The sequence below is a fragment of the Candidatus Tisiphia endosymbiont of Xenochironomus xenolabis genome (assembly GCF_964264705.1).
GTDB lineage: Bacteria > Pseudomonadota > Alphaproteobacteria > Rickettsiales > Rickettsiaceae > Tisiphia.
In genome coordinates this window covers 173,153-192,459 of record NZ_OZ183473.1, presented here as the reverse complement: position 1 = coordinate 192,459, position 19,307 = coordinate 173,153, and the positions used below count along the sequence as shown (strand labels likewise).

Sequence of the window (19,307 nt, the reverse complement as noted above, 5' to 3'; positions counted from 1 at the left end):
AACGTTCCATACCTACAAAGGTAAAATAAAACTACTTTCACTAATATATATTTTAAAGAGTGTTCTTTCTACCTCTTATATAGTAGTAATATAAAGAAGAAAATATTAGCATCTTTACTAAGCCACTCGGTATAAATATTATAAATCCACTATAAATAGCTTGTTTAATTCCCATAAATGTTGCTAACCAACTAACTCCCAAAAAGTAAATTATAAGATGCCCTATAAGACAAGTACAAAATATACTCAAATGACGTGAGTATGTTCCAGTAAATCTTTCAGAAAACTTACTGTTAAGTATACTCATCACAGGAGTAGCGATTAAAAATCCTATCAGATAACCACCTGCTGCACCAAACAAAACATGTAACCCACTGGATAATTTTGCAAATATTGGCACCCCTGCCACGCCAATTGTAATATAAGCTAAAACCGTAGCAAAACTAAGTCTTGGGCTATAAGTAACAGCAATAATACAAATCACCACAGTTTGCATGGATATCGGCACTGGCTGGATAGGAATAACGATTTGTGAGCCAGCAAATAGAGCGGCTACCCCCAGCATTACTTTAGCAATTACAAGATAGTTATTAGCTATGATAGTTGGTAAAGTTGTTTTATTCATAATTGTCATAAAAATCCTCGTCATTAAATTTATTACTAGGAATATGTAAATTGAGTAATTTCAATTTACGGTGTAAAGCAGAACGTTCCATACCTACAAAGGCTGAGGTCTTAGAAATATTATTATTAAACCTATGCATCTGAGCAGCTAAATATTGTTTTTCAAAAACCTCCCTTGCCTCTCGGAGCGGCATGATCATTATATCAACATTATCTTCCTGCTTTGCAGGACTAGAACCATTAACTAAAATTTCTGGTGGTATCATAGTTGGTTTTATCACTTGATTATTATTTGAAGATAACGGATTCATAATTAAAGTCCACTCTATTACATTACGTAATTGCCTTATATTACCTGGCCAACTATAAACTTGAAAAGCGGCAATTGTTTCATCAGAAAACTCACGTGTTTTTAAACCAGAAAACTTAGAAAGTTGCTTAACAAAATACTTCACTAATGCAGACATATCATCCTTTCTCTCATATAAAGATGGAACTTTTAGGGAAATAACGTTTAATCGATGATATAAATCCTCCAAAACTTCTCCTTTACTTATCTCTTCTTGTATAGTCTTAGAAGTTGCAGCAATAACCCTTATATCTAGTTTTATTGGTTTACCTCCTGGCTTATGAAACATTTGGTCTTGCAAAAATTTAAGTAAGTTTACTTGCACTGAAACTGGTAAACCACTAATTTCATCTATGTACAAAGTGCCACTATTTGCTACTTCTAATATCGAAGGACGTCTAATGTCCTGGTTATCTATTCCCTTAAATAATTCTTGATGAATACGGTCAGGATCCATACATACTGGACTAAAGATTACGAAAGGTCCACTAGCCCTTTTTGATTTCTTATGAATTAACCGAGCAGCTAGTTCTTTACCACTACCAATTTTGCCTTGAATAAATACTCTACTAGTAGCTAAAGCAGCTTTTTCAATATCAGACTTAAGTTTGGCGGTAATGTGAGAGTTACCTATAAGCTCAGTTTTATTAATAACCTTTGATTTTAGATCAAGATTCTCACGCTTTAACTTAGTTGCCTCACAGGCCCTTTTTAACAAGATCACTAGCTTATCATGACTAAACGGTTTTTCTAAATAATCATAGGCCCCCATTTTGATAGCATTTACTGCAGTTTCAATAGTACCATGCCCGCTGATAACTATCACAGGCATTAGCGGGTAACGTTTTTTTACTATCTCCAGAACTCCAAGTCCATCAAGCTCGCTACCCTGCAGCCAAATATCTAAAATAATTGCTGAGGGGGTTTTTTCATGAAGTATTTTTAAAGCCTGCATGCTATTAGCAGCAGTTTTGGTAGTAAAACCCTCCTCTTTTAAAATATCTGAGACTAAATCTCTAATATCTGCTTCATCATCAACCACAAGAACATCTATAGACATCAATTTTTCCTAAAACTAATTATTGAAATTATAGGTTAATAGCTAATATAAAAGAAATCAACTAATTTTTATAACATTTTTACCACATAATCAAAACTATACAATTTTCCTATTTAAGTGCATGTTTGATAAGAGAGATGGTAACAGCTTGCTTACGAACTAATGCATAGTGCATTATTACATCCAATAATTTGATTATTTGATCAAATTGTCGTGGTAAATTAATTAATAAATATTCAATTACACAGTCAGATACCTTAACCGACTGATCGGAAAAATATTTAAAGATTAATTTGCTCATCAATTCATCATCTGGCTGATTTATTTCTAACCTTAGAACAGAATTGATTCTTGATGATAAATCCTGTAATGCAAAATTATTAGCTAAACTTCCTGTAGTCATCAACAAATATTTACGACACTCACTTATTAAATTAAAACAATGGAGGATATTTCTTTCCTGCCAAAATTCTATATCTTCCATAATAAAAGCATTATACTTCATAACATGCTCTGCACTAAGTATATCTGAATCTTTTTTTATAAAAAATGCATTCGACAAATTTTGCCATATTTTACTAAGATATGTTTTACCAGAGGAAGGAGGTCCATAAAGCAAAATTGTAAACTCATAGGGTTTACTGCCCCAAATTCTCGACCAGTTTTTTATTGAATTGTATGCGATTTGATTAGAAGGTGAATTAATAAAATTATCTAGAACATATCGATCATTACCAAATAATGGTAATATATATTGCTGGGAATCTCGCATAATTAATAGATAATCTTTAACTCTTATAAAACTTACTAGATTTATAAAAATCGATAGCAGCTAAAAACAAAACTTTTATTATACTGGCAATTGGTATAGCAAATAATATACCCAAGAAACCAAATATATTACCTAATGCAAGAACTGCAAATATTATCCAAAGGGGATGTAGACCGATCTTATCACCTATAATTTTCGGTGATAAAACATATCCTTCAACTATTGTGCCAACCAAATAAATAATGATTATATAAAATAATGTACTGACCATACCAAAAGCAAAATAACTAACAATCATGGTAAGCGAAAAGGATATTAAGATGCCAACAAATGGTATAATTATTGAAAAACCAGACAAAACCCCTAACAATAATCCTAAATCTACACCAAGAATCGACAAAGAAACTCCGTAATATATTGATAATAATAAACAAACATTTAGCTGTCCCCTTATATAAGCAGACAGGGAAGTATTAATGGCTGATAATATTTTTAGAATTTTCTTTTTACCTTTCAAAGGTAGTAAAAGGTTTATATTTTCTGACATTGTTAACCAATCTCGTAAAAAATAAAATAATATAAGTGGTATTAATAAAATCAATACAAATAAATTGATTGTTACCATAGTAACATGCCAAATATTATTAGCAAGCCCTGTGATCAACAAAAATATACCATTAACAAAGTTACTAATAGAATTTTTTATATTATCAGCAATATCTGGATCTATTGAATAAAATTTTGCCGTAATAACAGGTATTAATTCAGTTTGTAAATAATCTTTATAAGCTGGAATTTTACTAATTAGCAAAGTTGTTTGTTGATATATGATAGGCAGCAACACTACCATTACTATAGCAAAAATGCTAAAAAATAGAAAGGAAATTACTGAAACCACTATAGTTCTAGATAATTTATATCGTAACAACAGATTATCAATTATAGGCTGTAATATATATGATATTATCCCAGCTATAAAAAATGGCATCAATATATTAGAGATCAGAGTCAAAGTTACTATAATAGTGCCAACAACAATAACCCAAAAAATAGTTTTATCCAAGATGGTTCCTTTTCTTTTATCAATTACTGCAAAGTATATAGTCAATTCAGGAGAATTTGGGGCTAGGAACGATGGAGCAACGCCTATAAGTAATAGGCGAGCATTGAGCGACAACGTCTCCAACTTCTCATCAATTGACTATAACTTAACAAAAAATTTTGTCAACAGAACCTAGCAATAAACCATATTGCTTCAATAAACGGTCTTATTTTTTCCTAATTCTTGTTGTGTATAGCTTTTTTTTTTTCTTAAAAAATGATAAAATTGCTTCCCATGCTTGGTCTTCTATGTAATACTTCATATCGGTAGTTTCTTGGTTTCGATAACTAGAAACTACCATTTCTTCTTACTATTGCAACTTCTTTATTCTACTCTGATAACTTAACATAAAATTTTGTCAACAGAACCTAGGAGTTTGTCAAAAACGGGTTAAACAATGTCTAACAGAATTACAAACAAGTGGGTTCATTGATCACTCTTTAATTACTACGATCAAACATAACCTAAAATGCCGCAATATTCTATGTATTAGAATTCTTAAAAAATTTATAAGTTTTCGTAAAGCTAACGATAATTCTTCTCACTTTAATCACATAAATAATCGATCTAGCCATAAAAAATTTTTCACTCAACCGGAAAAAAATTACCACTCAACTGAAAAAAATTTTTCTCCACTCAATATAATAGATAATAATATATCTATATCTTTATCTAGATATAAAAAAAATGGACAAAATTGTGGACAAAGTTTGCCAGAGCTTGAATCAACTGAGGAGCAAAGCTTTAATTTGCCGCAGGAGGTAAAGGTAAAAAGAGGTGAACAAAATTTACCAGAGCTTAAGTAAGGGGGTGCTAACAGTTCTCATTACAAGTGTAGTATACAAGTATTTTCATCCTTCTCAGGATGTTAGGTACCATCAATCAAATATGCAAAATGGATATTCTGGTAGAAGCTTTGATACAAAATATGTTACTCCATTTTTAAGAAAATATGAATTTCCATCAATGTCTGAAAGTGGTTGGCTAACTCGTTCTCTTGAGCAACCTTATCCATATATATTAGACTACAAGGGAAAAATATCACCAAAAGAAGTCGCCGAAGCTTTTTTATTAATTCTTAATCTTACCACCTCTAATTGTAGTTCAATATTTTCTCTTGCTAACTCCTGTAAATAAATAAAATTTTAGATTGTTATATATAGTAAATAAAAAGTTTTGTTTTATAGAAAAATATTCTTGTTATATAAGAGAATTTTTGATATATTGATTGTTATAGTCAATTGATGAGAAGTTGGGGGCGTCGTCGCTCCTGGCCCCAAATTTTCCTGAATTGACTATATAAAGAATTTTTTACAAAGCTCATCAATTTATACAATTTGGAGGTTTAATTATGTCTGTTAAGAGAATTATGGAAAAGGTAAAAAAACTGTACAAGGTATAGAGAAAGCTAAGGCAAGGCAACCTAAAAAGCCAGAGCCTAAGAAAATTAATTGTTTTGATATAGACTTGGACAATGTTGTAGATTAGCCCTTATTAATCTTAACGTTAAAAAAATCCCTGCAAAAGTTGCTAATGTTGTGACAACTACTGTACTAAAAGATCCGGTAGCTATGGCAATCGATGAAGATAGTATGCTAATAATAGGTCACCATGGGGAGATATTTGAGATTTCTATTAATAACTAGACATCATTGCGAGAAGGTGCATAGGCATTAGTTTAAGAAAATAAAGTAGAAAAATCGTCATTGCGAGCCACCGTAGGTGGCGTGGCAATCCATTTCTAATCACTTTTTTGGATTGCTTCGTGACCTTACGGTCTTCTCGCAATGACGGTTTCTCAATTATTGTTTTTTTAAACTAACGCTTATGCAAGGAGGCGTAGTAATGTATTCGGGTTAGCTATGCAAGCATAACTGGTTTATTGCTTATGTTGAATGCTGAGGTTAATTATGTTTAAGTGGGATCAATGTCTGTTATATACAATCAGGATGACGTTATATATGACTATCTTGTTTCAAACGATACAATATCTAATTGAGCATAATATAGGTTTTTATGAACTTTTCTTTAGCAAGGATGTATTATACGATACCCTTTACTCACTATTTTTTTGGTTTATTTTTTCTATAATTCAGTATTACTATAAGTATAAAAATAAAAAACTTTGACAACTATATTGGTAGCTTTATTTAGTAACCTAATCAATACCCAAAATCTTATGGACTTGTATAGAAAGGCGATAACCGTACTTAAGTGCCAAATCAATAGCCAGTTGTTCATTCTCTTTGTTTAGCAATGGGTTGTTTTGATCCATAGGCTGGATAAATACTGGTATATTATATTTACTTTGCCCGACTTCAGGTATGTTAGAATATTCTGGTATATTTTTAGCTACTAAGAATTTTATGGCATTAATGCGAGATAGTAAATCATTTCGCAATAAGGAATAACCATTTTTTGCAGCTTTGGGTGAGCAAACTATATGCACTTTATCTGGAATTTCACGATATAACGTGCCATTAGTTTCTATTTGCACTATATAATCCAAATTTATTAATTTATGACACAATAATTCTATAGGTTGACGAAAAGGCTCACCTCCAGTTATAACCACTAATTTGACATTAATCGTAAATCTTTGGACTTCTTCGATAATATTATTAATAGTCAATATATTAAAATCTTCAAAGTCGGTATCGCAAAAATTACAAGCTAGATTGCATCCACCAAGCCTAATAAAGACAGCAGGCATACCAACAAAAGGCCCTTCTCCCTGAATAGTCTTAAAGATACTTTTAATCTCTAGGCTAGTCCCGTCATTAAATATTGCTGCCCTTTTGGGATTTTGTCCAAACATAAAATATAGTATAAAAGATTCATTGTGGAAGTAATATGCTGACAAACTTAGTTTTAGATAAGTCAACTATAGGTTTTACAAGAACATTTTCTGAATTTGCTTTGTTTACGTAACCAACTGTTATGCCATAAGGATAAATATTTCCATAACCAGAGGTTATAACTTTTTCACCTTTTTGGACCAAGTGGTTTTTTGATAAATAGAGTATTTTACTACCGTTACCATATCCACTCATAATACCTTTCTCTTTTGAAGAGGTTGTAGTGATCGGAATTCTAGAATTCACGTCATTAACTAAAATTATCTTAGAATAATTGTTGCTTACCTGTATTACTCGTCCAACTAATCCTTTACTGTTGGTAACTATTTGATCAATTGCCACACCATGTTTTGCACCAGCTGACAGTAAAGCAGTTTTGCTGAAGGGATTTAATGAGACGCTTAACAATTTAGCACTAACATAGCTATATTGCTCTTCTTCTATAACTGATAATAGTTGTTTTAGCTCTCTATTTTCAGATTGGATTAAATATATATCACTCTGCAAGCTCTTTAATCTTGCCACCTCTAATTGTAATTCAATATTTTCTCTTGCTAAGTCCCGTAAATAAATAAAATTTTGGGTTATTAGGTTAATTTGTTTAAATATATTTTCATGAATTAGCAAGCCACTAAACATAACATGTCCAACGATTTCAAGAGACATAGAAGAGAGTCTTTTTGGAGTAGCAATAAATAAGTAAAGCGAAGCTATGGTAAAAAATAAAATCAAACCACGTTTTGCGGTGACAAGTATAAATTTAGCTAACCCTGCTATTCTACTAGGATTCTTTATTCTATTTGCTAGTAATGCCATTTGTTAATCTTGTTTAAATAACACATGCTTTAATTTTTGAAAATCTTCTAATACTTTTCCTGTGCCAAGAGCTACGCATGATAAAGCCTGTTCAGCAACAATTACCGGTAATTTAGTTGCTTCTTTTAGAACATGATCTAGGTTTCGAAGTAATGCTCCACCACCAGTCATAACAATCCCCTTATCTACAATATCCGATGAAAGTTCAGGGGGGGTGCATTCCAACGCTACTTTTACTGCGTCGACAATTTGGCTGACTGGTTCAATTAGACTATCAGCAATTTGTTTCTCGTTTAGTAGCATTTCTTTAGGGATGCCATGAATTAAATCCCGCCCTTTAATTTCCATTACTCTTGGTTCTAAACTATCATCTACATAAGCAGCACCAATCTGCTTTTTAATTTTTTCTGCTGTAGCTTCACCGATTAGCAAATTATAATGCCTTCTAATGTAGGAAATAATAGACTCATCCATTTTATCACCACCAACCCGCACTGATCTAGCATATACAATACCGCCTAATGATAAGACGGCTACTTCTGTTGTTCCACCGCCTACATCAACAATCATTGAACCAGTTGCTTCTGTTACTGGTAAGCCAGCACCTATTGCTGCTGCCATAGGTTCCTCTATAAGATACACATCTCTACCACCTGCACTCTCCGCTGCTTCTTGGATAGCTCTACGTTCAACGGGTGTAGAACCTGAGGGTACACAAATTATAATCATTGGACCAGTAAATGAGCGGCGACTATGTACTGTTCTGATAAAATGCTTTATCATCTCCTCAGCCCCCTTAAAATCAGCTATAACCCCATCTTTTAGTGGTCTCTTAGCTTCAATATCGGTTGGGGTGCGTCCTAACATATTTTTTGCTTCATGACCAAATGCATATGGTTTAAATGCTCCATCCACTTTAATCAATGCAACTACAGAAGGTTCGTTTAATACGATTCCTTTGCCTTTGACATACACTAAAGTATTAGCAGTACCAAGATCTATTGCCATATCACTTGCAAATCTACTGAAAAATTTTGTTAGCATTTTTATTTCTCCAAAGTCTTAAGTTCTAACCATCTTATATCAATTCTCAAGATTAAATACATTTGAATATATCAAATTTTCTTAGAATGCATAATAACAAAATTACTGAAAAATAATATACATATATTTGGTAATAAAATAGCTAAGAAAGGAGGAGTTGCATTATATGCAAGTATTTTAAACAACACCTCTAATAAAGAATAAATAATAAAACCTAAAAATAAACCAATTACTAAAATTTTTTCCTGAGAATTATCACGTTGCCTAAGGCTAAAAAAGCATGCTGCTAAAATTACGGTAGTAGCCATAATTATAGGTTTAAATAACTGTTTATAGAAATAAATCTGATAATTAGTTATGGGTAAGCCAAATTTTACTAATTGCTGAATTATATCTGGTAAATCCCAAATAGCAATCATTTCAGGGGTTATAAAACTATTTAGTAAGTTATTTATTGACAAATTTGTTGGAATGGCAAAATTCTCATATTGCTTGAAGTTATTAGCATCCGAAAGTTTTACAGAAGTTAATTCAAAATTATTATCGATTAAAATAGCATATTGAGCATCAATTCTTTTTACGAAGCTATTTTCATTATCCAAGAATAATATAATAACCTTATTTAACTTATTATTCACTATATCAATAGACCCAGCCTGAATAATTCTTTTATTGCCTTGGTAATTTTCAAGAAATAGTAAACCCGATTTTGATATGCTAAGATTAGTAGCTGGCTTTTTAAGCAATTTTGCTTGTAAAGATTCATATTTATGTAAGCCGAGTGTACCAATAGGGTTACATATAGTTATTAATATTATACCAAGAATAATCGCTGCAAAAAATGGAACAGCAATAACCCGCCAAATATGTATACCATTGCATAAAATAGTTATTAATTCGTTATGTTTAGTTAGTCTTCTTAGAAAAAATAACATTGCAATAAAGCTAAGCAGAGAAGCTACTTCATTAGCCAAGTAAGGTATTTTATATAATACTAGTTTCCAAAAAGAATGTGTGGGAATATAAATATCTTTAAATTTCTGTAAAAGATCAAAGATATTTGAAAGAATTAAAACCCCAATAAGCAGAAGCAATATACCGATAAAATAGCTACAATATAGTCTAAATAGGTAAATTGAAAGTATTCTGAAATTAATCATTTTAAAATAAAATGTTCACCTGTTAATTTTGGTGGGCCCGGCAGGACTTGAACCTGCGACAACACCGTTATGAGCGGTGGGTTCTAACCAACTGAACTACAGGCCCTTTTATAACGATTGATAAGTTTTATATAATTATTAGCTTTATAAGTCTAGTAAAATTTGTATAACACTTGAAAAAGTTTTAATTAATTAGTTACCTTCGACAGGCTCCTAGGTTCTGATCAATTTTCTGCCATATTTATTTTGTTTTACAGCTATAATAATATATTGCTTTAAAAAACATGATTCCCAATGTCCAACTTGAGATTATTAATTCTATTATTTTGTATTTTGTGGCTAGTTCTGGATTTACAACGTGCATATACCCAAAAAAATATTTGATTGAAAAGATGATGATTATCAATATAAATGGTTGCCACGATCCTGGAATAATTATTTTATTATTATTAATTTGCATAAGTGGTTTGTCAAAAAATTGCCAATTAACAATAATAGATATAATTAGTACTATAAAAAATAACATTAAATCTTTCATACTAGAATATCCTTTTATAGAAAATAACAAGAAAACAACAGGAGAAATAAATAATTTTGGTGGTGATATAACTCTTTGCTTAGTTGCTTTAACTCCTATAAAAATTAAGTAACCAAATAATAAATATACATAAAATGGTGTAGCCTTTAAAAAATATAAGATTTGCATGTTTATTCCTTATAAATTTAAATGATTAACATATAACTAGCCCGACTACTCTTCATTGCAAGGAGTATATAAGCCTCAAACGTCATTGCTAGGAGGCGTGAGCCAACGAAGCAATTTCTAATCAACTTTTATGGATTGCCGCGTTGCCGCAAAGCGGCTCCTCGTAATCTGATGTATCCCCACGAAATTAAGCACGACAAAGCTCCGTCTTTATAATAGATGCCAGGGGTTCTAGCAATGGTTTTATGGTATGCAAATAATTAAATTCAATAATAAATTTCCCAAGGGTAAAATACGAATAAATCTTTTTATCTTTTACTGTGTTAGGTTGGAAAATTCTTTGCATACCTTGGCTATAGCCTACCACACCTATAACCCAATATGTTATAATAACAATGGCAGATAGTAACATTAAAACTCCCCATCTATTCACATCTAAAGTTCTAATATATCTTCCAGCAAGACCAATTTGATGACTTTTTATCACTCGAAACGTCTCCTCTATTTGCATACGTTTGCTATATAACCTCACTATTTCCGCTCCCTTATATTCATCAGAACTTAAGTTAGTTACCAATATCCAAGGTTCTTTTGCAGCTTTGTTATATGAACCATTTGCTGTTTTGCTGCTAGTACGATTCCTGCTAACCTTCTGCACTCGCCCCTTAGGGACTTTACAAGTTGTAACCATTCTGCAGGAATATTTATGAGCTTTGGTTAGCAGAATCGTACCACATTCCATCGTTTTTGAACCAATTGATAGTATGAAATTTTCAACTGATATCCAATCCTCATTCTTAGCTAATTTTAAATCTTTTCCTCGTCGTACCCGACACATCCAACTCCACCCTTGTTTTTCTATTTCCTTCGTTCTGCCCTTTAATTCACCTTCTTCAAACACATCTTGATATAAAGGTAAACTCATCCTTCTTGTACAAAATTAAGTACTTAGCATTTGTACCATGCGATCATCTTTAAGATAACATAAATCAATCACAACGCTTTCATCATTAGAATGCTTGATAAACTCAAATATGAAATATGATAAAGCACTATAGAGACTATCAACCTCGTTATATAAAGATTTGTTATATACATCTATCAACTTTTTTTATTTTATGTTTTACTTTACTATCACCACTCAAGTTCCTGCCAATTGCACTCAAAGACAAATTCTGACTATATCGCAAGCCTTCTGCAACATCAAGTAACGCATTTAAACGATTATTATGTATAAAAGAACAATGTTCTTTTATTACTTCATTTAATACTGTTTTTACATCCATAACCTACTATCTCCATCATCATTAAATAATGAAGATATTCTATCAATTCTTGCTATTTTGCAATAATTTCGTGTGGATACATCAGCTCGTAATGACGTCTTGTACTTTTCTGCAATTTTTAAATTGCTATGGGGTTTATGCGTAAGGTGAGTTAGATATCAAACCTTATACCAGTCATTAAATTATGCCCTCTGTAAGCACTTTTATATAATTTGGGATCATCCTTGTCATTACCTTTAGAACTTGTTTGTCCATAATCTCTCCAACTATAGGCAAAATCTAATTTTATGCCATTAACCAAATTAAAAGAAACCCCAGCAGTCAACTGATAAGCAAAATTATTAGCATTCTTAGAGGATATAGAAAATACTATTGTTTCAGATTTACCTTTCTCATTAGTTGCAGTTGCAGTACAAACTCTTTTCTCTTGCACTTTTGCCATACCAACACCAGCTCCGACAAAGATCTTAGCAATACCACCTGCATCATACAAATCAACATAGCCACTAAGCAATAATGATTTCACCCTGCTTTTAATTTTTGTTGTTTCAGATATTTTATATTCATTAAATTTAGGCTTTTCAAAGATAAAAACTCCGTTAAAAGATCCTCTATGCTCTGGATTGGCAAGGATGCTAAGTGTTAGCTCTGCTCTAACATTATCCATTAGATAATAACCAACACCAGCACCAAAAATACCAGAAATAGAAGATTTCAGCTTTAAACTAACGTCAGCATACTCCCAGTTTATAGTACTCAACTTACTTGCACCACCTTCGGCTTTAAGATAAAACCTCCCTGTTTCAGCAAATGATGCAGTAGAAGTCAAAAAAGCTGTACTGGTCGCGGCAACCAACAATAATTTTTTCATATGCTTGCTCCTATATAAGTAAAAAAATTTTAATAGACTTTCAATTAAATTCTAACAAATCTTTAATTTTTTATGCAAGATTTAATTACAGATTAACTATATTTTATTTTTGTCAAAGACTGAAAAAGCACAAAAAAGAAAGGGGTTAAAAAAGCCCCCTTCTTTTGTAGGAATAAAAATAATGAATCAATAAACTATTGATTATTAGATATCAAAATCTTAATCTTATATACTCAAATGATTTGAAGAATGGAGACAATAAACAAGAGGTGAAGATTTATAGTGATTCCTCGCTAATAGACGGTGGTGTGTGTTCATGCTGACCAAATGTTTGTTGGTAATAGTAAGTTTCGCAAGGGTATAGTTAATTCAGGAGAATTTGGTGCTAGGAGCGACGAGTAACGACGTCACCTCAATTGACTATAACACCTGTTACCTTTCTCGTACTACGCCTTGGGTTTTGTTGCTACTATTGCCAAGTGCTACTTTCATAGCATTACCAATCTGTACTAGTTTTGATGGCGGTTTTAAAGTAGTGTTTAATGATGTAAGATCTTGCAAAAACTGTGTAGGGATAATATTTTTTGTTTTGTCTTTAACTAAATTTGCAAAAGCTGTGATGATTTTTTCTCTGTTGGGTATTAATTTGACTGCTTCTTGTATTTGAGATGTGATAGTAAATATATATTTTGTTGCTTTATAGCAACAATCTAACTTCTCAATGATAGTTTTATTAGGATTTAAGGTAGATAGGAGATTTTCTTTTATACCATATAATTCTGGTTCGATTAAATTTTTTAGATATTTTTCTTTATTTGGCATATTTCCAAGGATTTTACTTACACCATCACGTATAGCACTAACAACCCTAATTATACCACTCTTATTATAAGGAAGTTCTTCGGATAAGTCAACAAGTTTTTTAAAATATTCTTTTTCTTTTGGCTCTTGTCTAACCGATTTATTAATTTTCTTCAAAGAGTCTACATCTAACCCTAATTCTACTACAGCTACCGGTGAAACTCCTGTTATTTCTGCTATTTCAGCAATTTGTTTAGCTTTACAGTATTTTTCTTTAAGGTCTGGATGTTTTTCTATTTTTACTAATTTTTCTTCAACTACTCCTAGTTTTGCCTTCCAATTATCTACTGTCTTTGTTAGATTTTCCGTACTGAGAAAAGATTTTACCGAATCTAACAAGCCACTTCCTTTGAGTACCAAACCGACTATCGGCATTTGTATAGATATTAAAGCAATTAATAAATTCCCGCAAAAATCAATGATCTTTTCTGACGCTCCAGGATACGAGGCATTTAGTTTGTTTTGAAACTGTAAAATACTTTCAAGAATGTTTATTATGTATTCAATGAAAGTACTTTCAAAAAACAACATTTCCTCCTTTACTCGCTCTTGTTCGTCAAGATATAGGTCTAATTCATCTAAGGAGTTGCCGACTGTTTCTTTGAAATATTCAGCTATTTCTCGATTTTGTTGTTGATCATTCGAATCTGAATCGATAAATATGTCATATATATAACCAGCTCTTTTTTTTATACTCTTTAAGTTACTGGAAAACGTTTTGAGTTTTTTCATAGAATCAAATTTCAATTGCTTTATAGTACTAGCAATAGAAGTGTTCGATAAGATACTAGGTAAAGCACTTTCTGCAAGGAGAGAATATATATTAGGCATAATAAATTATTTATATTTAAATTTTTGAATCGATAATTTACCAACTGTGCTTAAAGATAATACAAATAAAAACTATAGTTTAAAACTGTTATGTTGCTCTCAAGCTTAGTTTTTGATATGTTACATATTGGCTTTATCACAATAGGTCAATTTTTAGATCAATGATATCTTTAACTTATTACAGAAGCTAGCAAATTTTTTTAACATAAACATATTTAGAAAATCAACTATGTATAAATTTACACATTTTGCCATTATCATTTTGTTCAATTGTTCAGTTTTTGCTGTCGACTTACCTGATGCTTTATCTAGTGCATATAATAATAATGGTGAATTACAAATCATTAGACAAAACTTTTTAAGTGAGATTGAACAATTTTCTGCAGCTTTCTCAGGTTTTATGCCTAATATATCTTATAATATTAACTCTAACATTAGTAAGAATAAACCGAATAGTCAATATGCTCCTAATTCTTCTAAAAAAGAGACAAAATCACAACAAAACACTTTTATATTAGAGCAGCCTATATTTAGTGGTGGTAGTAGTGTTGCAAATTTGAAAGCTGCTCAGTCAGCTTTTAGAGCATCGCGTGCTAAATATTATGCGGAAGAACAGAGGGTTCTTTTAAGCTTAATAAAAAATTATCTCGATTGTTATGATGCAAAAGAGAAATATGAGATTTCTGAAATTAGTGTAAAAACTAACAAACATCAATTAGCAACCATTGAAGAAAAACTAAAATTAGGTGAAGCAACATCAATAGATTTAGCTAGTGCCAAGGCAAGTCTTGCAGTGGCTGAGACTAATAGATTAAACCTATATGCTAATTATCAAGCAACAAAAGCAACCTTTAGTCGAGTTTTTGGTATAGAAGCGGATGATATTGCTATGCCTCCTATGCCAGACAACTTACCTAATTCATTAGATGCTTTAATAGAGAAGGCAGTAAATATTAATCCTAGCATAGACAGTACAAGACATAGTGTTAGAAGCCATAAAGCTGCCCAAATAGCAGCAATGGCTGAACTTTTGCCTAAGGTAAATTTTAGAATTGAGTCTGGTAAAAACATCTATACCCCAGAGACTCCAATGACTAATAATAGCAGAAGTACTACATCAACTTTATCAGTTAACATACCTATTTATTCTCATGGGGGTAGCGAATATTCAAAAATTAGGAAAGCTAAAAATAGTACTAGGAGTGCTGTTATTCAACTTGATGATACAATAAAACAAATACGGGCAAGTGCTATTGGTAGTTGGGAAGGATTTGAAGCAGCAAAATCTAAAATTATCGCCACATCACAAGGAGTAGAAGCGGCTCAAATAGCTTATGATGGGATAATGCAGGAGGAAATTGTTGGCTCTAAAACAGTCTTAGAAGTTTTTACTGCTGAAGAAAAATTATATAATGCTAAGATATCAAAAGTTGATGCATCCAGAGACTCTATTTTAGCGGCTTACCAAATAAAATCTTTACTAGGGGAATTAACTGCAAAAAGCTTGAAATTAAAAGTTAAATATTTTACTCCTGAAGATGAGTTTAAAGGACTCAAGAAAAAACTTATTATAGGTTTTTAATTATGAGTAAAAACCATAAGAAAAACCAAGATATGTCAATTGAAGAGATATTGAAATCAATTAAAGGGATGATTGATAATCGTAATGAACCCCAATCTAATGATGACGATATATTAGAATTGACTAATATAGCTTGGAATGAAGAAGATAAGCTAGAAGAGGATAGTACACATAGTCAATTAGCAGAAGAACTATTGGAGGAATCCTTGATATCCGATAAATCTGCAGCAGAAACTACTAAGATTTTCCAACATTTCTCGAAAACAGCTCGAGAGATTAATATAAATGCTTCGAACTCTAAGGTTAAAACGTTAGAGGATATAGTTGTTGAGATGATACGACCACAATTGAGTCAATGGTTAGATAAAAACTTGCCTTTATTAGTAAAGCAGTTAGTAGAAAAAGAGATTCAAAAGTTATTGCCAAATGATCAGAAATAACTTAGTGCAAGAAGTAAATTATGTTATAATCAGCGTAATGTGAGCTAATAATATAAAATAACGTGAGAATTCCAATGTACTTTAATAGAACTCTTGGAAATGATAGTAGGAGTTTCGTCATTCTAAAATTATTAGCTAGATTAAGTTACAGGAAATTCTTAATAACCCTTCTAATAACTATTTCTTTGTTTATAGATAGGGCTTATTCTGATCCACCTCCTCTGCCGTCTCCAACGTTGCCACAATTAGAAAATGATAAAGTGAATAAACACAAAGAAGATCCACAAGAGACAGATTCTTTAATGAAAGAAATACAACAATTTATGCACTCCAAGAAAACGGATGATCAAGCACCAGAATCAGTAAAACCAGCATCTAAACCACAAGATAACAGTAATGAAGCTAGTAAAGAAGAAGGGGAGACAGATTCTTTCATTGATTTAGGAAATAATAAATTACCAATTCTAGACAATACTCTATATGATAAAAAAATAAATAACCAAAAAAAATCGGAGCAATTAGATAAAATTCCGTCCCAGAAAATTGAGCTAGAAGAATCCAGTAAAAACAACAATAATAATATTAACAACAATTCTCCTGCCCTGCCACCAACTGAAAATCAAAATATAGAGAGTCAAGATACTGTACCGCCTGTAACTATGCCTGATAAAGAGAAAAATTCAGTAGAGTTCCCGCAAATAGGTAGTGAAGATAAAAAGGAAGTGGTTACGCCTAACTTAGATATATTACCTTCTTCACAAGAAAAAAAGCCGACTGAGGCTCAAGCAACTCCCTATATCATACCAGCAATATTACCTAAGGAAAATACTGAACCTAAAGTGACTGAACCTGCCATTGTACCGGTTATTCCTAAAGGCTCCCCAGTTTCTGTGACACCACAAGCTCAAACACCTGTACCAGTATTCGTAAAAGATAATAAGCCATCAGAGCAATCTAGTAAGGTTGTTGAAGAGAGATCAGTAAATAACAAACAGCCTGATAAATCTACTCCAATTGCTAAAAGTTCAACTAGTAGCATTAAAGAAATATCACCGGAAATGGCTCTGTTCATAGAAGATGAAAAACAAATGTTATTTTTGCCAGATGATGATATAGTATTAGGAGAGCTTACAGAAGAGGCAAGATTAAATCAAATGCCGATATATGCATTTATTCAAACGTTTAAGAGAATTTATGATAGTGAGCATAGAGAGAATCAAAGAAAGATAATAAATAGGTTTATTGATAATTATAATAGTGATGTGTATATTACTAATAATATAGTAAATGATGCAACAGATAAGGCGTTTGAGGCGGTTAGAAAAAATAATTTATTTGCTCTTAGGACTCTTTTGGATAATTATTCAATCATTCAAAAAAGGGGAGATGATAATTACACTCTTTTACATGAAGCTGCAGAAATTGGCAATTATTATATGGCAAAATTTTTGATTATGCGTGGGGTAAACATTAAGGCTACTGATTATCATTATAGAACAGCATTGGAAATCTCTGATGAGCAAAATAATAATGTTAGTTGCTTGATCAGAAAGGCAACAGCAAATTAGTCTCGAAGAAAGCTATGGCTAGGAGGTATAGTGGAGGAAGAGTTGACTATTTGCTGAATAATCCCTCCAACTGAACACCAGATTAAAGAGGGGTTGAGAGCAGATATATACTCAAATGATTTGGAGAATTGGATTTGAAAATGAGGAGAAAGCATACGCATAAGCATCAGTTTAAGGAAAACGAGATGAAAAAGCTATAGGGAGATATGACTTAAGATTGTATAATGAGGATTCACACACACAATTAATAAGGAATCCATACATGAGTATACAAAAAAATAAAAGTTTTTTTACATCATCTAAATTAAAAAAACTTGCTCAAAAATCCAGAAAAAAACAGGTCTTCAACCGTTCAGATATGCGGTTTATAGCATGTTTTCTTTTCTCCTTAGACTGACGCCTATGTACTATCACAAGCAGATGGAGCTATACCAATAATTGATGACAATTCATTGCTACTATAATTTTTATTCCCTAAGTTTAAATATTGGAGATTTAATATGAAGAACGTTGTAGGAGAATTTAACAGACGAATATCTGTCAGTAAAGAATGGATAGAAGCTTCAGGAGGAATTCTAACGTTAGGAGTTGTCACAGCAAAGGTACAAGTAAGTCCATTAAACCAGAGCTTATGGGATTTATTACAAGATAGTGGAAAAAGTCAAAAAAAATATGATCCTAAAACAGTTAGTGATATTATCCCAATTAAAGCTTTACGCGATACTTATAAGAACTTAGGAGTAAAAGTTTCTAGTTATCAAGGGTCTAATGAAGCCTTATTAAAAAGAATTCTTTCAGATAAAGGATTATATCAAATTAATACTGTTGTAGACATAAATAATTATATCTCTATTATTTCACTACGATCTGTAGGCTCTTATGATTTATCTAAATTATCAGGAGATATTGAGTTTCGACCAGGAAAAACAGGAGAAACTTATATTGGTACTACAAAGAAAGCAATTAATCTTGAGCATTTACCTGTATTATGTGATCAGGATGGACCATTTGGAAGCCCAACATCCGATTCAAATAAAACCCTAATTCATAACTCAACAACTGATCTTATTACAGTAATTTTTAGTTTTGATGGAGAACAGTTGTTAAAAGAACAAATGCATGAAATGACAAGGTTATTGACCCAATATGCTGGTGCTACTAATGTGCGTACTTACTCGATCAAAGATTTACCTCAAGAATTACTAGTATAAGATATCACTGATGTTGTAGAAACTGTAAAAACAGAGAAAGAGTTAAAAGAAAGCACTGAGGAAGATAAAATGGTTGTAGGGACACTAATATGATAATGCAGTAGTAAGTCCAACAGATAATAGGTCTAATATCAATAACCTATTATGTTATGGTTAGCTATACGTC

At 31.8% G+C, this 19,307-nt stretch carries 21 protein-coding genes and 1 tRNA gene; 7 read left to right on the top strand and 15 right to left on the bottom strand.

From position 1 onward, the window contains the following. Positions 1–52 precede the first annotated feature (52 nt). The 4 genes from ACFELY_RS00970 to ACFELY_RS00955 form a co-directional block, all read right to left on the bottom strand. Entirely contained in the window at positions 53–649 is a 597-nt protein-coding gene (locus tag ACFELY_RS00970) for a biotin transporter BioY (RefSeq protein ID WP_375333384.1), read from the bottom strand. Next, the gene (locus tag ACFELY_RS00965) at positions 618–2,036 is read right to left on the bottom strand and encodes a sigma-54-dependent transcriptional regulator (protein WP_341758867.1); all 1,419 of its coding nucleotides are present in this window, start codon (positions 2,034–2,036) and stop codon (positions 618–620) included. Before ACFELY_RS00965 ends, ACFELY_RS00970 begins: the two co-directional genes overlap by 32 nt. 106 nt (positions 2,037–2,142) lie before the next feature. Continuing rightward, positions 2,143–2,805, bottom strand: coding sequence for a hypothetical protein (locus tag ACFELY_RS00960; protein ID WP_341749184.1), 663 nt, complete (start codon positions 2,803–2,805; stop codon positions 2,143–2,145). 16 nt (positions 2,806–2,821) lie between these two features. Continuing rightward, positions 2,822–3,868 carry an AI-2E family transporter gene (locus ACFELY_RS00955; RefSeq protein WP_375333383.1) on the bottom strand — a complete coding sequence of 349 codons (1,047 nt, stop codon included), beginning with the start codon at positions 3,866–3,868 and terminating at the stop codon, positions 2,822–2,824. A gap of 1 nt (position 3,869) precedes the next feature. Here ACFELY_RS00955 and ACFELY_RS00950 point away from each other — a divergent pair, with 1 nt between their 5' ends. Further along, positions 3,870–4,043 (top strand): palindromic element RPE2 domain-containing protein, encoded by a 174-nt coding sequence (locus tag ACFELY_RS00950; RefSeq protein WP_341758865.1) that lies wholly within the window; start codon positions 3,870–3,872, stop codon positions 4,041–4,043. Between the two features lie 30 nt (positions 4,044–4,073). Here ACFELY_RS00950 and ACFELY_RS00945 read toward each other — a convergent pair whose 3' ends face one another. After that, positions 4,074–4,208 carry a hypothetical protein gene (locus tag ACFELY_RS00945; RefSeq protein WP_375333382.1) on the bottom strand — a complete coding sequence of 45 codons (135 nt, stop codon included), beginning with the start codon at positions 4,206–4,208 and terminating at the stop codon, positions 4,074–4,076. Positions 4,209–4,684: 476 nt separating this feature from the next. On the opposite strand from ACFELY_RS00945, the gene ACFELY_RS00940 reads away from it, so the two are divergent. Continuing rightward, positions 4,685–5,044: a hypothetical protein gene (locus ACFELY_RS00940; RefSeq protein WP_375333381.1), complete on the top strand. Its 360-nt coding sequence runs from the start codon at positions 4,685–4,687 to the stop codon at positions 5,042–5,044. A 1,021-nt stretch (positions 5,045–6,065) separates the two neighbouring features. Here ACFELY_RS00940 and ACFELY_RS00935 read toward each other — a convergent pair. The 5 genes from ACFELY_RS00935 to ACFELY_RS00915 form a co-directional block, all read right to left on the bottom strand. Further along, complete coding sequence (locus tag ACFELY_RS00935; RefSeq protein ID WP_094649283.1) at positions 6,066–6,725, bottom strand: 7-carboxy-7-deazaguanine synthase QueE; 660 nt, start codon at positions 6,723–6,725, stop codon at positions 6,066–6,068. Between the two features lie 19 nt (positions 6,726–6,744). Then, positions 6,745–7,581, bottom strand: coding sequence for a rod shape-determining protein MreC (gene mreC / locus ACFELY_RS00930; protein ID WP_375333380.1), 837 nt, complete (start codon positions 7,579–7,581; stop codon positions 6,745–6,747). 3 nt (positions 7,582–7,584) lie between these two features. Then, complete coding sequence (locus ACFELY_RS00925) at positions 7,585–8,625, bottom strand: rod shape-determining protein (protein ID WP_341758860.1); 1,041 nt, start codon at positions 8,623–8,625, stop codon at positions 7,585–7,587. Positions 8,626–8,696: 71 nt separating this feature from the next. After that, positions 8,697–9,785, bottom strand: coding sequence for an LptF/LptG family permease (locus ACFELY_RS00920; RefSeq protein WP_341758859.1), 1,089 nt, complete (start codon positions 9,783–9,785; stop codon positions 8,697–8,699). Between the two features lie 29 nt (positions 9,786–9,814). Next, positions 9,815–9,891, bottom strand: a tRNA-Ile gene (locus ACFELY_RS00915). A gap of 178 nt (positions 9,892–10,069) precedes the next feature. Between ACFELY_RS00915 and ACFELY_RS00910 the strand changes: the two genes are divergently transcribed. Next, a complete protein-coding gene (locus ACFELY_RS00910; protein WP_375333379.1) occupies positions 10,070–10,435 on the top strand; it encodes a hypothetical protein in 366 nt (121 codons plus the stop codon). 243 nt (positions 10,436–10,678) lie between these two features. Here ACFELY_RS00910 and ACFELY_RS00905 read toward each other — a convergent pair whose 3' ends face one another. From ACFELY_RS00905 to ACFELY_RS00885, 5 genes are all read right to left on the bottom strand, one after another. Then, positions 10,679–11,416, bottom strand: coding sequence for a transposase (locus ACFELY_RS00905; protein WP_375333378.1), 738 nt, complete (start codon positions 11,414–11,416; stop codon positions 10,679–10,681). A 15-nt stretch (positions 11,417–11,431) separates the two neighbouring features. Then, positions 11,432–11,596: a hypothetical protein gene (locus ACFELY_RS00900; protein ID WP_375333377.1), complete on the bottom strand. Its 165-nt coding sequence runs from the start codon at positions 11,594–11,596 to the stop codon at positions 11,432–11,434. Then, a complete protein-coding gene (locus ACFELY_RS00895) occupies positions 11,580–11,777 on the bottom strand; it encodes a hypothetical protein (protein WP_375333376.1) in 198 nt (65 codons plus the stop codon). Before ACFELY_RS00895 ends, ACFELY_RS00900 begins: the two co-directional genes overlap by 17 nt. 151 nt (positions 11,778–11,928) lie before the next feature. Further along, a complete protein-coding gene (locus tag ACFELY_RS00890) occupies positions 11,929–12,648 on the bottom strand; it encodes an outer membrane protein (RefSeq protein ID WP_375333375.1) in 720 nt (239 codons plus the stop codon). A 432-nt stretch (positions 12,649–13,080) separates the two neighbouring features. Continuing rightward, positions 13,081–14,340, bottom strand: coding sequence for a hypothetical protein (locus ACFELY_RS00885; protein WP_375333374.1), 1,260 nt, complete (start codon positions 14,338–14,340; stop codon positions 13,081–13,083). 229 nt (positions 14,341–14,569) lie between these two features. On the opposite strand from ACFELY_RS00885, the gene ACFELY_RS00880 reads away from it, so the two are divergent. The 4 genes from ACFELY_RS00880 to ACFELY_RS00865 all read left to right on the top strand — a co-directional run bounded on the left by ACFELY_RS00880 (position 14,570) and on the right by ACFELY_RS00865 (position 19,141). Continuing rightward, complete coding sequence (locus ACFELY_RS00880) at positions 14,570–15,922, top strand: TolC family protein (protein WP_341758930.1); 1,353 nt, start codon at positions 14,570–14,572, stop codon at positions 15,920–15,922. Between the two features lie 2 nt (positions 15,923–15,924). Further along, complete coding sequence (locus tag ACFELY_RS00875; RefSeq protein ID WP_341758931.1) at positions 15,925–16,362, top strand: DUF2497 domain-containing protein; 438 nt, start codon at positions 15,925–15,927, stop codon at positions 16,360–16,362. Between the two features lie 74 nt (positions 16,363–16,436). After that, on the top strand, positions 16,437–17,930 hold the full coding sequence (locus ACFELY_RS00870) for a hypothetical protein (RefSeq protein ID WP_375333373.1): 1,494 nt from the start codon (positions 16,437–16,439) through the stop codon (positions 17,928–17,930). 500 nt (positions 17,931–18,430) lie between these two features. Beyond that, a complete protein-coding gene (locus ACFELY_RS00865) occupies positions 18,431–19,141 on the top strand; it encodes a B3/4 domain-containing protein (protein WP_375333372.1) in 711 nt (236 codons plus the stop codon). The last annotated feature ends 166 nt before the right edge of the window (positions 19,142–19,307 follow it).

Bases quoted from the DNA above. Each gene is read 5' to 3' on its own strand.
- ACFELY_RS00950 (WP_341758865.1), top strand. From the start codon at position 3,870: ATGGTTCCTTTTCTTTTATCAATTACTGCAAAGTATATAGTCAATTCA.
- ACFELY_RS00895 (WP_375333376.1), bottom strand. From the start codon at position 11,777: ATGGATGTAAAAACAGTATTAAATGAAGTAATAAAAGAACATTGTTCT.
- mreC (WP_375333380.1), bottom strand. From the start codon at position 7,581: ATGGCATTACTAGCAAATAGAATAAAGAATCCTAGTAGAATAGCAGGG.
- ACFELY_RS00875 (WP_341758931.1), top strand. From the start codon at position 15,925: ATGAGTAAAAACCATAAGAAAAACCAAGATATGTCAATTGAAGAGATA.
- ACFELY_RS00865 (WP_375333372.1), top strand. From the start codon at position 18,431: ATGAAGAACGTTGTAGGAGAATTTAACAGACGAATATCTGTCAGTAAA.
- ACFELY_RS00945 (WP_375333382.1), bottom strand. From the start codon at position 4,208: ATGGTAGTTTCTAGTTATCGAAACCAAGAAACTACCGATATGAAGTAT.
- ACFELY_RS00920 (WP_341758859.1), bottom strand. From the start codon at position 9,785: ATGATTAATTTCAGAATACTTTCAATTTACCTATTTAGACTATATTGT.
- ACFELY_RS00925 (WP_341758860.1), bottom strand. From the start codon at position 8,625: ATGCTAACAAAATTTTTCAGTAGATTTGCAAGTGATATGGCAATAGAT.
- ACFELY_RS00905 (WP_375333378.1), bottom strand. From the start codon at position 11,416: ATGAGTTTACCTTTATATCAAGATGTGTTTGAAGAAGGTGAATTAAAG.
- ACFELY_RS00885 (WP_375333374.1), bottom strand. From the start codon at position 14,340: ATGCCTAATATATATTCTCTCCTTGCAGAAAGTGCTTTACCTAGTATC.
- ACFELY_RS00935 (WP_094649283.1), bottom strand. From the start codon at position 6,725: ATGTTTGGACAAAATCCCAAAAGGGCAGCAATATTTAATGACGGGACT.
- ACFELY_RS00970 (WP_375333384.1), bottom strand. From the start codon at position 649: ATGACGAGGATTTTTATGACAATTATGAATAAAACAACTTTACCAACT.
- ACFELY_RS00960 (WP_341749184.1), bottom strand. From the start codon at position 2,805: ATGCGAGATTCCCAGCAATATATATTACCATTATTTGGTAATGATCGA.
- ACFELY_RS00890 (WP_375333375.1), bottom strand. From the start codon at position 12,648: ATGAAAAAATTATTGTTGGTTGCCGCGACCAGTACAGCTTTTTTGACT.
- ACFELY_RS00870 (WP_375333373.1), top strand. From the start codon at position 16,437: ATGTACTTTAATAGAACTCTTGGAAATGATAGTAGGAGTTTCGTCATT.
- ACFELY_RS00880 (WP_341758930.1), top strand. From the start codon at position 14,570: ATGTATAAATTTACACATTTTGCCATTATCATTTTGTTCAATTGTTCA.
- ACFELY_RS00910 (WP_375333379.1), top strand. From the start codon at position 10,070: ATGATTCCCAATGTCCAACTTGAGATTATTAATTCTATTATTTTGTAT.